Genomic DNA, 14601 nt, shown 5'->3' on the forward strand with positions numbered 1-14601 from the left:
TTGTAGTAAAACTACGATTGAGGAAAAATCGTGCTTAGAATTGGTTTAAAGTGGTAATTTGAGGATGAGCTGTGATTCTCCCTACATCCATTTGATCAAAATGCTAGATGCAGTGCATATCATTCTGGGAAGAAGAGAGAAATATAACCAGAGAAAAGGGCAAAGATGAAAAAGATAAATTTCATTCAAATAAAATTTCATTGACGCAAAGCTTTAATTTAATGATGCATAGCGTAGAAGGCAAAGGAAGAATCAATCTTGATTGATTCGAAGAAGCGTATGGATAAAAGGCATGCTTAGTCCGTGACACAGTCACGCCTCTTTGTTTGCTTAGAATATTAATCTTTGCGTTTAAGAAAAGAATTGTGTATTTAAACAAAAAAGCCTTTCAACAAAACTGAAAGGCTTTTATTTTATACAGAAAACACTATTTAAAGATCTCCTGATCATACAGAATATTATCATCTTCATCAAAACTTATGATCAAAACTTTATATTGTTTTGCGCTGTCGTTATTGAAGAATTTAATTCTTGGAGGAACGTAATCGCTGTCAAATAAATTAGGATTCCAGTAAAGGGTTTCCCGGGTGTCATTTTCAATTTTCTTGGCAGGATCGTCATTATCCAGCATTTCAATAGGGAACTCTGACGGTTTATCGTAGCCTTTTATGATAGATGAGTTGTTTTTCTGCGTGTCTTTTTCATTATTTTTAGACTTCATGTTTCCTTTCATCGTGTAGATGGCTACTGCATCGCCTATTAATCCGGCTCCTTTAAGGATTTTTACCATCGCAATATTGCTTACGGGAAGGTTGGCAATCATGGAAGGATCAGTAGGCGTTTCATCTAAATACAGCTTGGCTTGCTGGCCGCGAATATAAGGGACATTGACTCCTGAACTGTTTCTTTGGAAGGTTAAACCAGCCGCTCTTCCCTGTAGCCAGTCTAATATATTATTGGATCCGGCAACATGCTGGTCTTCATTCACGAAATCAAAAATAGTAGAATTCATAGCACTAAACATTCCGCTGGACAGTTGTTTGTCTAATTCTTCTTTTGGATCCTGCTTTTTTCCGACCAGTTTTACTTCTTCAATCTGTACATCGGCATTGTCGATCTTTTTATTGTTTTTCTGCGTATTGATGGCTCTGGAAATGCTTGGGGAAAGGGTTTTGGTTGCACCGGATTTTACCAATGTATATTTTGTTCCCGGAAAATTCCCTTTAAATGTTGTGGGATTGACCAGCGGCTCTACGGTAACAAATAAATTATCAGTACCTGATGACCCTTTGTCACTTTCTGAATTGACAAATAATGAAACATCCAAAGGTTCATCATAGTTGATATTATTCAAATAAGCATATCCGTTCTGATCCGTTATAAATTGATTAATGGAAGGTTCATTTTTACCTAATCTCAATATTAAATTGACACTGGTATTGATTAGCAGGGACCCATTTTTAATAGGTTTTATCTTGTAAGAAAGATAAGGTTGAGAATTCGTTTTGATAGCAGGTGCAGCTCCGCTGAGTACGGAGTTCCAGTCAAATCTTTGCCATTTTTCAGAAATAAGGAGTGCGTCCAAAGCTTCAGTGTTGGCGGTTTTGGAGAAATATTGTGCAGGACTGTCTATTTTTGAAGTGAAATCTCCCGTTAGCCAAAGTCCGCTCAGTAAATTTTCTTCTTCGGGTTTTTGCGTACCGTCATCCTCGCTTACCAAAACCGTGTAATTTTTAAAATAAGACTCCGGAGAAAGATCAATGCTGTTGAAAGATCTTGGTGTTGTTTTTATGTTTTGAGCTACAATTTCTGCTTTTTCAAGCTTTAACTGACCGGGTTTTATAAAGCAAAGTCTTTGGGCCACCAGATTGTCCTGTTCATCAAAAATAGACAATTGGAGAATACCATTAGCTCCATTGCTGATTTTTGTAGGAATAAGACTTGTCGCTTCATTGGTTAATTGCTTGATATTGGCTTTGTAGGCAAGATGGTTATTGATGGTTCCTACAATTTTATAATTTTGAAGCTGTTGTTTTAAGTTGACGCCTTTTAAGGTATATTTTATCCCTTCTTTAGAGCTGTAAACCTCTAAACCGATACCGCTGTCTGCAACTTGTGGCAGATCTATTGTCTGGCTCTTTCCTGCGTTATCCTGAATGATCACCTGGTATTTTTTTCCTGAAGCAGGTGTGATTTTAAAAGAAGCAACATTTTTATCAAACGATTTGAATGTCGTTATGGAGACATTGGGATTTTGTGCATCTACTACTTTTCCCGACCAGTTTTCCGGAAGGGAAGTATTGCCGGATAATCTTACAGCTACTTTTGAAGGTATACCGCTAATGAATGTTCCGCCTTCGGGAAAGGCTTTTGCAGACCAGTCAGAGCTTTTGGAGACCATCAATGATTCAGTGGAGTTGGGATTGTACACCGGAATCGTTTTAACAATCTGAAAATCCTCATTGAAATTGGTCATGTAAGGAGTATAAGCTCTTATAAAATAGACCTGTTCAGGAAGGTTGTCCTTCAGCTGAAAATCTCCGCTGCCTTCACCATTGGTCAGAAGTATCGTTTTCCAGTCAATTATTTTTTTATCTGCATTGTACAGTTCAACAAATAGAGTGGTAGATAGTGCAGAACGGCTATATCCGTCAAATACAAAACTTTTAAACCATATTTTATCTCCGGCTGCATATTGGGGTTTGTCGGTAAGTAAGTATACTTTTTCCTGTTCGTAGTTATTCTCAAGGTTGGTGAGTGCTTTTTCCAGTTTAGTTTGTGCCAGTACAGGTTGTACTATTGAAAGAAGCAATACACAGCATATATTTTTCATAGAAATCTTAGTGCATTTTAATTCTATGCTAAATTAATGATTTAATGGTTTCGAAAATGGATAATATCTTACGGATATTTACTAGATTCTTTATAATAAACTTAACCACAAAAGAAACAAAAGCTATTTGCACAGATGTTAGATATGAACTTCTATGCGTAAAGTACTCAAACTTAAAAATTACTAAAGTATTTAAAATGAAACTTTTATGACTTTTGTAGTGTAATGAAAAGTTTAAACAGTATTAGCTAGAAAAACGCTAAGACGCTAAGATCTTTTAATATCTATCTTTATATAAGGCGCAAAGATTTTATCTCCAATAAAATTGAATAATGTCTATTTCACAATGAATGCTTAACTGAAAATCTTTGATTTTCTTGCGCCTTAACAACAGCATCATTTTAGCTCCTTTGCGTCCTTGCGTTTTTTGAAAAAAGAAGTTTAAACGAGTGTGGTGTGGCATTAAAAAGACATCACCATTAAAATACTTGTTTTCTGAAGAGGTAAAAATTGAAGGTGTAATTGTGAATTAAATTGGAACTCATTGTCAATTAAAAATTTAGATAGAAAAAATTAATCATCATTAAGTGATAAAAATTGGGTTGAAAGAATATTTTTATTATTTTTATAAAATAAACTAATCCATGAAAATAAATTAAAATTATTCATATGTAAATATTTATTAAAACATAATTTACTAAAAATAATCCATTTTTTTATTTTGATCATATAGTAAGTCGTCATCCATGATAGGCTTGTGTCTTCATATACCTAAAGAGAATGTATCATTAAAAACAGATATACAGAATTAAAAACTTTAACCTACAACCAAACCAAATTATTCTTATGGAAAATTTACACCAACACGAGCATGGCTGCACCCACTGCTCCTGCAACAATCCTGTTTTGGAAATTCTTAAAGAAGAACTTTTCAGCGCAGAAAATCTGACGAAAATAAATCCCGGTTCCGGCAAAACACCCCACGAAAAACCCAAACCTCTGATGATAAGCGGAGGAATTATCAGGCCTATGATTGGCGGCTCAACAGATAGAGTAGAAGCCATTGGGTTCGCTTATGGAAATGTTGTGATAACCGGTAAAGAGGATGATGTAAGAACCTATATGGGAGATCATTATTCCGGATATGAGGATAAAAAATTAACCGAGTTCCAAACTTTACTCCCAGGCCTTATTGAGCCCCATGTACATATGGTTCCTACAGCAATGATGCATGGCTGGCTGGATGTGAGCCCTTTTGATGGGCAGGATTTACTGGCTGAATATGATTTGACTTCTGTCGGATTAATAATAAATAATAAAATTAAAGAAATTCCTAAAATCCCGGGATATTTTGTTTTAGGAAAAGGCTTAGATCCTTCATTAATGCCTTTTGAGGAAATAAATGGTAAAAAAGAGTTGATCACCATTACCAATACCGTACTTGATAAGATTAATAAGGATATCCCTATCATGCTGTTGAGCGCCTCCATGCATACCCTTTATCTGAATACTGCAGCATTAACCTATGTATACAATCACAGTGATGAGGTGAAGAGCCATTATACATCAGCTGAGGATTATATTCAGAAAACCAATGGCCAGTTGCAGGAAGGTTTACAGATGACCCCAGCATTAAAGGTGGTAAAGCTGCAGATCATTGCGATGAGCATACATATTAACACTTATCTTACTGATCTTTTTAAAGTGGCCAATTCAAGAGGAGTAACCTTTATGTATGATGCCGGGTTGAATAACGGTTCGGAAACACTGCTGACCAAATATTTTGAGACGCATACGGAACTGGTGAGAACAGGCGGGGCTTATCTTTGTTCCAGCCAGGAAGACGTTGATAAACTGGATCCTTACAAAGAGCCTGATCACTACAAACCGGCATATTGCGGACATATTAAAGTGGTTTCGGATGGTTCCAACCAGGGATTGACGGGTTATCAGAGTGCTCCATATTTATGTGATCCTGCCGGTAATACAGGGGTATTTAATTTTCCACAGACAGGTATTCCAGCTCATACCATTCCGCCAAGTTACAATACATTAATTAATACTGTTGTAGCCGTAAAAGGCTGGCCGTTGATGGTTCATGCCAATGGAGATCAGGCGGTAACATTTGCGGTCAATGCATATCAGAGAGCCCTTGCGAAATATAGAGGTCCCGAGCTTCGTAACCGTATAGAACATTGCTCTCTTCTGACGGCAGATCAGATTACCAATATGCTGCAAATGGGTGTTTCGCCAAGTTTTCTTATCGGGCACGTAGGTTACTGGGGATATGCTTTCAAGGAAGTGATATTCGGTGAAAAGGCACAAATGCTTGATCTTTGCGGTTCAACGCTGGCTGCCGGTATGAGAATTACCCTTCATAGCGACAACGAAGTAAGTCCGCTGGGGCCTTTGCGTATGATGGAGCAGTCGATTACCAGAATCATGGAAAAGAATCCGAAGAATATTGAAGTTTTAAACAGTGACGAACGCCTTACTCCAGAGCAGGCTTTAATTGCCGTTACTTATGATGCGGCCTGGCAATGTTATGCAGACAAATGGGTGGGATCATTAAATAAAGGGTACTTTGCTGACTTTGTGATATTGGAACAGGACCCTCTTTCATTAGATACTCCGTCTTTACAATATATGAGAATGCGGAATATTCCGGTATTGGAAACCTGGGTGGGTGGTATATGCGTTTATGAAGGAAATCAAAATGTAAAAGCAATCCCTGAAAACGATACGATTCTTTCAAATAATTTGTAAAGGGTTCTGAAGTGAGTTAATTATACACAAAATCAGAGTAGATTGTTTCTGCTCTGATTTTGCTTTTTACAGGTTTGATATTAAAATCGATAGCCCATACTTAGCCCAAGCTTTACAACCTGATCGTGATCTGTTTTATCCGCATTGAAAACAAGTCTTCCGTAGCCAGCATTGGCTTCAAAAACCAATCCTTTCTTTGTTACCAGCTTCCAGCCAAGACCTGCGCCTAACGCAAGATCATAAACATCTTTGCCTTCAGTGAACATTGTTTTGTCTGCTGTATAGATTTGTTTTCCGTCAATGGAAGTGAGCATTCCAAATCCTTCGACAAAAAAACCGGAAACATATTTTTTTCCAAAATAATATCTGTAGTAAGGAGAGATATAGTAATTCATATCCTCATTTGCTGAATGGCTATAAACCTTAAATGCAGAAATTCCGAGTGATGAATTTTTGTTGAGAAACCGTTCATAACCTACTTCAATAGCTCCCATTAAAGGAGAAAATAAATTCAGCTTAATTTCATTTTTTTTCACATATGAATCCCCGTTGTTTTCGTTGCTTTGAGCTTTGACAGAATAAAAAGCACATAAAATGATGAGGAGTAAAAAGTTTTTTTTCATAAAAAAGGTATTTGAATTATTTAAGTGCAAAACTCAATTAATTCAAGTTATAAGAGGTTTCAAAAGCTTAAAAATGGAGAAAATGGTACCTATTTGAGGGTGTTTTTGTATTCATTGGGTGTTTGACCCGTTACTTTTTTAAAAGCTTTATAAAAAGTTGTTTTTGAAGTAAACCCGGATTCTAAGCCCATCGTCAGCAAAGTATAGTTGCCATATTCCGAATTCGATATCATTTCCTTGACAGCTTCCACCCGATATTGATTGATATAATGAGCAAAGTTGTCTCCGGTTATGGTGTTTACAATTTGTGAAACATATCCGGCGCTTATTCCCAGTTTTTCTGCTACTTTTTCTCTGTTTAATGTGCTGTCGGTATAAATATGCTGCTCTTTGCAAAGCTGCTCAAGTTTTTGAAAATAAAGATTGTCAGCTGTTATAGATTCCCGGTATTCTTCTGCAGTGCTGTTTTCTTGCGTTATACTGTTTTCTGCAACTTGCAGATTGGGATGTATAATAGCGAAATCGTTGTTTAGAAACTGGTAAACTGCATCTTTGTTTTTGGCAAGCTTGTATTTGTAAATGCCTATATAAGCCGTCCAGTGCATGATAAATGTTGCCGATAGAGCCAGTCCACTCATGGTAGAGGAAATATCTATTCCAAAAAAGAAGCCGGTCATATAGGTAATTAACCAGGTAGATAATAATAAATAGAGCGTAGTTAATAAGGTAATTACCCATTTTTTCTCCTGTGGGTCTTTTAAGTGCCTTATCATGAAATAAGAGTAAAAAGGTGGAAACAGGATGATGATAAAGGCAAATAAAAGCTGAATCAGTCTAAGTATATTAATGATGAAAATGCCTGAACCCGTGATTTTATAAATTCCTAAAATATCATTAAGATGGTATATAATCGTAAAAGTAGAGGAATAGACAAACGGAATGTAATACAGATAAGTTTTTTGTCTGCTCTTTACGGTATCATCAATCCGGTTTATGATAAACTGGAAGATGAAGACGGGTAGTAAAAATATCCATTCAATATAGTCCAGAAAACATAGCAAAGGATAAGACTTAAATGCACCTTCAATTTCAAAAACATAATTCAGTAAAACAATGGAAAGTGCAAATAACAAGTAGGACAGATACTTATTTGATTGGCTATTGAATAAGGAAGATTTTAAAATGACTACGCCTAAGACTATTCCTTGAAAAATAGCAATATTTAAAAGTGTTGTATAGATCAATTTTTTGTAGAAGTTGTTGTAAAGATCTGCTTTGGCATATCATGGTAATTATTTTTTAAATATAGCTTTTTCATACGGATTGATAAAATGAATTGATAGGTCTGCTGATGAGTCTTTTAAGGGATTGATAAATAAGGGTTCAGGTGCAAAAGTTGGGTTAATCTGAACAGAAAGTAGGTTCTATTTTTCATTCCCGCTATGTACTGTTTATTTTGCATGGATGTCGTTATACAGGTTATCCACTACTTTTTCTAAAATTTCTCCGGTTTCATTAAAGCTGGTGTTCGTCAATATGGATATACCTATATTTTGTTTAGGATAAATCACAAACCAATTCTGCATTCCGTATATGCCTCCGTGATGTCTGTATATTAATTGATGATCATTTTCTATGATGTACCAGTGATAACCTTCCCAAAAATCAGAACCTTCTTTATAGAGTTTTTTATGAGATTCTTTGACGATAAGATTGGATGGGTCAAGCTGCAGTTTCATATATTTCACCAAATCCGTAGTCGTAGAATGCAGTCCTGAAATGCCGCCCCATAACGTTCTGTTGAAGTTAGGCATTACCTCGTTTTTATCATTATAGCCTTTTACCAGTCTTGTTCTGTCATTTTCATTGAGTGTAAACTTCGTTTGGTTCATTTGATTAGGTTTCAAAACAAATTCGCTCACCAGTTCCTCAAAAGGTTTTTGGTATACTTTTTCAAGGATATAAGCAGTCAGCTCCGGACCTGTGTTGGAATAGGAATAGACTTCTCCCGGCTTTGTTTTAATGTTGATGAGTTTTAATCCCTCAAAAAAAGCCTTTTTATTTTCACTTTTTATTGGAAAATTGGGAAACCCGCTGGTATGAGTGATGAGATGTTTGATTTTGATAGGCTCACCTTTAAACTCTAAATTGGGATAAGGTTCATTAAGATAGATTCTGATATCATCCTCTAAACTGAGTTTTTGATCAAGTACGGCTTTGGCGGCTAAATATCCTGTAAAAGTTTTGGTTACAGAAGCTAATTCATAAAGAGTAGAATCGTTGGGTTTGTTTCCCTTTCCAATCGTTAATTCTCCAAAATGTTTTATGGTAGATTTTCCATCTTTGAGCACGGCAACGGAAGCAGAATGAAATCTTTTGTCCTCCAATAACTGAAGGGCATTTTTTGTAATTGCTTTTTCAACATTTTGTTGATGGATTGGGTGAATACTTTTACATCCAAATAAGGCAAATAATAAAATAAGGGGTGCATATTTCATGGTCAAAATTTTAATTTGATATTTCTGACGCAAATATGCTGTAGAGAATTTTGAAAAGAGTCCATCTAAAAAAAGTCGGACTCTTTTTAATGAATAAAATGAGTCCGGTTATTTACAATTCAGAGTTTGACTATTTGCAATTGATTAATTATCAATTGTTTCTGAATGCTGTCGGTGTTTGATTCGTGTATTTTTTAAAATAGGTATGAAAAGAAGATTTTGAATTGAAACCTACTTCATACAAAATTTCTAAGACCGTATATTCTTTTTTCGCGGGATCTTTTAGAATGGTCATTGCTTTTTTAATGCGGTATTCATTCACAAAATCAAAAAAGTGCTGATTGAGGTGATGGTTAATTAATACAGACAACTCACGAACAGGAATGTTCACCTGATCTGCCAATTCCTGAATCGTTAATGAAGGTTCTAAGAAAGGCTCTTTTTCAACCATGAATTTTTTAAGCTGTTCAATCTGACTATTTTTTGTTTCATCGGTTTTATTTTCAGTTTCCAGCGTTTCAGCAAAATCTTCTGCAGGTTGCAAGGTAGAATCAATTCTGCGGAAAAGTTCAGGATAATTTAATGCTTTTAATATAAACCAACAGGCAGCCAGTAAAAATACCGTTCCTGCCACAATATTCAACCAGATAAACAGATCTCTATGCTGCGTATATCTTACGATGTTTTTTAAAATAATACAGATATGGATGACTAATAAAATCACGGTAAGCTGAGACAGCCATTTGTACAGCAAAGTGTTGGGATTGGTATAATTTTCAAGATAAATCTTCTTATATTTTTTGAGTATCATAAATATACCAATGATATAAAAGAAATACTGAAGTTCTCCAATGAATTGATAAACAAACATTTCCGGAGAATTCCACATCACTTTAAAGAAATCTTCCTTAGCAGCACCTTCTGCCAGATAAAGCCGTGGAACTAAAATTAAATTGACAACAATAAAAGGAATAAGATGCAGTAAATGCTTCCTTTTTAGGGTGAAATCAGAATAACAAACAGCATTCACATACAGATAAAAAAGAGGCATTACCAATAAGTAAGCAGATATTTTAAAAGCTTTCAGATTATAGCTATCCACAAAAAGATGCATAAAAAGTCCGCTCATATCAATGGCGCTAATGATAAGGAACGCCGCAAATAATCTGTTTTCCAGTTTTCTTTCTGTTTTCACCGTTAATAAAAATACGGCAAGCAGCAACGATACAAAAACAGCAATCGCAGCAATAACTTCCAGAAAACTTAATTTGTCCATTAGTTTTTTTACAAAAATAGGATATAAGTGATAAAGGGAAGTGATTGGTGGTGATGATTTTTTTTAATATTGTGCTGTGCTGTGGAAAGTTTTCTGGCTTTGATTTTTATCATAAGGTGAATTAATATTATTTTTTAGGAAAAATAATTATTTCTCCTAATTGTTCAAAAATAGCTTTTCTACATTGAGCAGCGTATTCACTATCATTGTTTTCTTGAATTATTCTACATATTCCAAATAAATCTTGTGTCTTAATTAGCCCAATTTTTTCGCGTTTAGCACCTGTTAGACATTTTGTAGTAAATGAAAGTGTTCTTTCATCTGGTGCAATTAGCCTTTGTGCATTTCCAAAAAGTAATCCATATGCTTTTTCATTTATATTTTCTTTTTCATAATCAGCATTTAGTCCATCAAGTAGTTGTCTAAATTTGGTCACATCAATATCTTTCATGTCTTTACCTTCACATTCTCCAATGAATCTTTCACCTTCTGGTGATAAAATAATTTGATCTAATTCTAATTCTCCATCATCATAATTTTCTGCTTTATAACCTAGAATAGTTAATGCTTTAATTACTGCATTTTCCAAAAGCTTCCCACTTTCGAATAATAGATCTTTAAGACTTTCTTGTTCTTCCTGCAAAAGGTTTAATTTTTCATTTTCTTGTACCTTTTTATTTATTATTATTTCATTCTTTTGAATTAATTTTTCTGTTTCTAAAACATTCTTTAAGTTAAACGCATCTGATTTCAACCAATCTGGTTTAGGGGTTTTTTCAGTTGATTTCTTTAAAATTTTATCAATTTCAACAATATTGTTTAAAAAAGATTTACCAATTTTAATTGCTTCTGGTGTCCAAATAGATTGATGGGTTTTTGGATTGTATTTTATTAATTCTTTTCTATCTAGATCAATGTTAGGTAAAAATATAATACAACCCTTTTTTACTTTTATCGTTGCTCCTAAAATCCGATCTTTATTTTTTGTAGTAAAAATAGGGTTCTGTAGGTTTTCTCCTTTAAGATATATTTCATATGAAAAGTAATTTTGAAAATTTTTATGAAAATCAATGAATAAGTTGTTGCAAGGGCTGACAAATGAACCACTAGCAGAATTGAATTCAATTGTTTGTACAGATATGAAATTATAATTAGAAAATGGAGAGACGTGCTCAGTTGTTTTTTGATTTCTTCCCGTCCCGCTAAATGCTTTTGTTCCAGTGTAAATATAAAAATCCTCTCTTTTAGTTAGAATAAAAAATACTGTTCCTCCATTTTCTACAAAATGTAGAATCTCATTTTTCCAATGTTTAGAATGTTCAATTATTTTAACTGAAGAACTTTTTGAATATAGTTTTTTACCTTCATATGTTTGGCTTGCAGAAAAACTTTCATACGTTGAATAATCACTATTATCAAAACTTGGGCTAAAAATGACAATGTCACTTTCTGAAAGTGATCTTTTACTATCAAGTTTTATATAATTATCTCCATTTGAAGGTATTTCGATTCCAATACTTGTTATTTTTTTCATTCATTAATTATATTTATGTAAGAACTTATAATAGTTTGATATTTTTAAATTAAGGGATTTTAATCTAACAAGAAATTATTTTAAATAGTTTGTCCAAATAATTTTTGTCATTTTAATCTACCTTAATATCAAATAGTAGACATTTGAATTTTTCTTAATTTAGTGGAATATTATAAATCTAGAAGTTGATTGATATTATCATCATCTGTATTGCTTGAAACGTCTGATGGTAAAGAGTTTTCACGTTTTTCAATTAAATATATGTTTTCATCTTTTACATCTCCGCTAACAAAATTTTTCATGATGTCATACTTATATGTTGATACTTTTGAAGGTGATTTTTCTCCTCCAAATTGAAAAATTATATCAATTTTATTTTGAATTTGAGAAGTGTTTAATTTGATAATAAAGCTTGACATAATTGGCCTGCCATGGCTTATTAAAGGGAAATCTTTATCATAAGGATTACTCATCAAAGCTTGATTAATATATATGTCACCAGGATGAACCACAATCCTTATAAAAGCATTTTTCTCATTATTGAATTGTGAGGTATTAAATAGTAAATATCGGAATGTTAAAAAAATATCATTTCCAGAAATTTGGATGTTTTTCAACTTTATATGTCCTCTTATAACTGGAAAATCTTGACTTTTAATCAAAGCTTTAATTAAATAATGAGGAGCAACCCTTGTCTGGCCATCTAACCTAACATAATAGCGATTATCATATTGATGTGGTCTCTCTACACTTTTTTCAACCTCAATTATTATAACAAATTTTCCATTTCCATCATTTAAAAAATTGACTTTGATCCCAATAGGCATCGGTATAATAGAATCTGATAAAGTATTTATTAATTTATCTTTATCTAAACCAGAATCAAAAGGAGTTAGATTCCCTGAAGCTTTTGTATTTCCATTTGTATCTTTAGTTTCAATTGGTGCTCCCCAAATAATAATACCACCTTCCGAATTTAATAATGCGCATACACTTTTTTTTATTAGATTTTCCTTTTCTTTATAGGGGCCTTGATTTACATATGATTTAAACTCTAAATTCAATTTTTCTTCCTGTTCTGTTTGAAAGAATAGTTCAAGATCTTGATAATTCAAATCAAAAATATTTTTTCCAAAAATAGATAGACTGTGTGTCATAGCTTTCATATATATATTCAAACTTACAAAATTCATTATAATAGAAGTTTACGGATTTCCGTAAACAACAAAAATATAAGCTATCTCAAAATTTTCAGTCCGTATTTTCACGGTATTTCTTAAAGATTTTGAAAATTTTATCACAAAAAAATCCCAACTTTCGTCAGGATTTTCAACTTTATGTATTTATTAATTATAATTTAGATTTAGCTTGTTCTAATAAACTTAATAGGCTTTGCAGATCGGATTCACTCAATGTTCCCATACTTTTACTTGTATGTTTTTCAACTTTTAAAAAGTTTGTCCATTTAGATTTTTTAACTTCAAAATAGCTTCCCAGGCTAAATCCACCTCTGGATGAATAAGTAACTTCCGTATAGGTTGTTGGTGTCGTTTTTAATACATTGTCTACTAGGTTTTTAATTGAAATAATAAGCCCATCAACTTCGTCTTTGTCAATTGCATTAATATAGGTATCTGAGTAGGTTCCATAACCCTGTTTTTCAAATCGAACAGAACTATTAGAATCATTATTGTTTAAATCTTTAATTTTCAAAATTTTGATTTCAGTTCCGCCTATGTTTCCGATATCGGTAAAATCTTTTTGAAGTAAAGTTCCGGACCTTTGCGAAAACTTTTCAGATTTGGTTGTTTCTAAATCTTTTTTTAAGTCCTGTGAAAAAGCGGTTAAAGAAATGACTATGAGGCTAAGTGATATTAATTTTTTTTTCATTACAAATAATTTGAACGTGAAAATATTATTTAATAATCATAATCAATTACGGAAAACCATAATATCGGAAAACAATGTCATTTTGCTCTAATAAGCATTTTTAATAATGATTTTAGAGTTCCTCGGTAAACAACAAAAATAATCTATAAAATTTTATTGAAATTTCCTTAATATTAAATAAATCCCAACTCTCGTGATAATTTTTAATCAATTTTAAAGTTCAAAAAGTCTTTAGAGAACATATTTATACCTCTAGCTAAATCAATCAATATAATAATGTAAAGTTCCGTTTTCTATTTTCTATATCACTTACTGTAGCTTTAATAATTTTGGAACCTGGTATATAATACTATAATTTTTTCTATATTTAGAAGTATATTAGTATATCTATAATGCCGATAAACTCAATACCTCCGGACGGAGGCATGTTATATAAAGAAACAGATATGGCTCAGTTTTTCCCTGAGCCATTCAATGCAATAACTGCTCTCTTATTTTTAGCTATCGCTATTTTTTGGACCCTTAAAATAAAGGGTAATTTTAAAGAATATCCTTTTTTAACCTATTGCCTGGTTTTGTTATATATTGGTGCCATAGGAGGAACTGTTTACCATTCATTCAGACAATGGCCGGTATTTATCATGATGGACTGGATGCCTATTATGCTGCTCTGTTTGTCTGCCGGGTTTTATTTTGTAGCTCAGAGCACCAGATGGTACTATGCTGTTGTCATGGTTCTTGTCTATCTGATATTGATGTTGGGTTTAAGAAACTGGATTTTGGCAGATAAAACTTCTCTCTTTATCAACGTAAATTATGCAATCATGGCTTCATTTGTGCTTTTTTCGGTATTGAGATATTTAATCTATACCCAATGGAAAGCTGGAAAATGGGTAGGCTTTGCTTTATTGTCGTTTGCTCTAGCACTGACCTTCCGTATAGCTGATAAATGGGAATGGTTGAGTTTCGGAACCCACTTTTTATGGCATACTTTCGGGGCGGCAGCCACATTTTGCATGTTTAATTATATCTATCTTACACAGAATACAATTAGAAAAACATAAGTAATTTTTATTTTCCCTGAAACTCTGATTCATACATAAAGTCTGCTTAAATTTAACCACAAATTTCACGGATGTTTTCGATATTTTTCTCTTGCTGATTTTACAGATAACGCAGAT

The 14601-nt window shown here is 33.3% G+C and carries 10 protein-coding genes; 2 read left to right on the forward strand and 8 right to left on the reverse strand.

Going from position 1 to position 14601, the window contains the following annotated elements:
- Positions 1 to 427: 427 nt before the first annotated feature.
- A complete protein-coding gene (locus tag ACM46_RS10320; RefSeq protein ID WP_048506567.1) occupies positions 428 to 2833 on the reverse strand; it encodes a hypothetical protein in 2406 nt (801 codons plus the stop codon).
- 846 nt (positions 2834 to 3679) lie between these two features.
- On the opposite strand from ACM46_RS10320, the gene ACM46_RS10325 reads away from it, so the two are divergent.
- The gene (locus ACM46_RS10325) at positions 3680 to 5599 is read left to right on the forward strand and encodes an amidohydrolase (RefSeq protein ID WP_048506568.1); all 1920 of its coding nucleotides are present in this window, start codon (positions 3680 to 3682) and stop codon (positions 5597 to 5599) included.
- A gap of 80 nt (positions 5600 to 5679) precedes the next feature.
- Here ACM46_RS10325 and ACM46_RS10330 read toward each other — a convergent pair whose 3' ends face one another.
- From ACM46_RS10330 to ACM46_RS10360, 7 genes are all read right to left on the reverse strand, one after another.
- Complete coding sequence (locus ACM46_RS10330; RefSeq protein ID WP_048506569.1) at positions 5680 to 6222, reverse strand: DUF3575 domain-containing protein; 543 nt, start codon at positions 6220 to 6222, stop codon at positions 5680 to 5682.
- Between the two features lie 89 nt (positions 6223 to 6311).
- The gene (locus ACM46_RS10335) at positions 6312 to 7355 is read right to left on the reverse strand and encodes a helix-turn-helix domain-containing protein (RefSeq protein WP_241485989.1); all 1044 of its coding nucleotides are present in this window, start codon (positions 7353 to 7355) and stop codon (positions 6312 to 6314) included.
- Between the two features lie 318 nt (positions 7356 to 7673).
- Positions 7674 to 8720 carry a serine hydrolase domain-containing protein gene (locus tag ACM46_RS10340; RefSeq protein ID WP_048506571.1) on the reverse strand — a complete coding sequence of 349 codons (1047 nt, stop codon included), beginning with the start codon at positions 8718 to 8720 and terminating at the stop codon, positions 7674 to 7676.
- 151 nt (positions 8721 to 8871) lie between these two features.
- The gene (locus ACM46_RS10345) at positions 8872 to 9996 is read right to left on the reverse strand and encodes a helix-turn-helix domain-containing protein (RefSeq protein WP_048506572.1); all 1125 of its coding nucleotides are present in this window, start codon (positions 9994 to 9996) and stop codon (positions 8872 to 8874) included.
- Between the two features lie 127 nt (positions 9997 to 10123).
- Positions 10124 to 11530, reverse strand: coding sequence for a hypothetical protein (locus tag ACM46_RS10350; RefSeq protein ID WP_048506573.1), 1407 nt, complete (start codon positions 11528 to 11530; stop codon positions 10124 to 10126).
- 170 nt (positions 11531 to 11700) lie between these two features.
- The gene (locus ACM46_RS10355) at positions 11701 to 12723 is read right to left on the reverse strand and encodes an AlbA family DNA-binding domain-containing protein (RefSeq protein ID WP_048506574.1); all 1023 of its coding nucleotides are present in this window, start codon (positions 12721 to 12723) and stop codon (positions 11701 to 11703) included.
- A gap of 157 nt (positions 12724 to 12880) precedes the next feature.
- A complete protein-coding gene (locus tag ACM46_RS10360; RefSeq protein ID WP_048506575.1) occupies positions 12881 to 13420 on the reverse strand; it encodes a hypothetical protein in 540 nt (179 codons plus the stop codon).
- A gap of 392 nt (positions 13421 to 13812) precedes the next feature.
- Here ACM46_RS10360 and ACM46_RS10365 point away from each other — a divergent pair, with 392 nt between their 5' ends.
- Positions 13813 to 14484, forward strand: a complete 672-nt coding sequence (locus tag ACM46_RS10365) for a hypothetical protein (RefSeq protein ID WP_048506576.1) — start codon at positions 13813 to 13815, stop codon at positions 14482 to 14484.
- The last annotated feature ends 117 nt before the right edge of the window (positions 14485 to 14601 follow it).

The sequence above is a fragment of the Chryseobacterium angstadtii genome (genome assembly GCF_001045465.1).
GTDB classification, from domain to species: Bacteria; Bacteroidota; Bacteroidia; order Flavobacteriales; family Weeksellaceae; genus Chryseobacterium; species Chryseobacterium angstadtii.

What these genes read in the sequence shown, in the direction of transcription:
- ACM46_RS10360 (WP_048506575.1), bottom strand. Translation starts at nt 13,420, where the DNA reads ATGAAAAAAAAATTAATATCACTTAGCCTCATAGTCATTTCTTTAACC.
- ACM46_RS10330 (WP_048506569.1), bottom strand. Translation starts at nt 6,222, where the DNA reads ATGAAAAAAAACTTTTTACTCCTCATCATTTTATGTGCTTTTTATTCT.
- ACM46_RS10350 (WP_048506573.1), bottom strand. Translation starts at nt 11,530, where the DNA reads ATGAAAAAAATAACAAGTATTGGAATCGAAATACCTTCAAATGGAGAT.
- ACM46_RS10325 (WP_048506568.1), top strand. Translation starts at nt 3,680, where the DNA reads ATGGAAAATTTACACCAACACGAGCATGGCTGCACCCACTGCTCCTGC.
- ACM46_RS10345 (WP_048506572.1), bottom strand. Translation starts at nt 9,996, where the DNA reads ATGGACAAATTAAGTTTTCTGGAAGTTATTGCTGCGATTGCTGTTTTT.
- ACM46_RS10365 (WP_048506576.1), top strand. Translation starts at nt 13,813, where the DNA reads ATGCCGATAAACTCAATACCTCCGGACGGAGGCATGTTATATAAAGAA.
- ACM46_RS10355 (WP_048506574.1), bottom strand. Translation starts at nt 12,723, where the DNA reads ATGAATTTTGTAAGTTTGAATATATATATGAAAGCTATGACACACAGT.
- ACM46_RS10340 (WP_048506571.1), bottom strand. Translation starts at nt 8,720, where the DNA reads ATGAAATATGCACCCCTTATTTTATTATTTGCCTTATTTGGATGTAAA.
- ACM46_RS10320 (WP_048506567.1), bottom strand. Translation starts at nt 2,833, where the DNA reads ATGAAAAATATATGCTGTGTATTGCTTCTTTCAATAGTACAACCTGTA.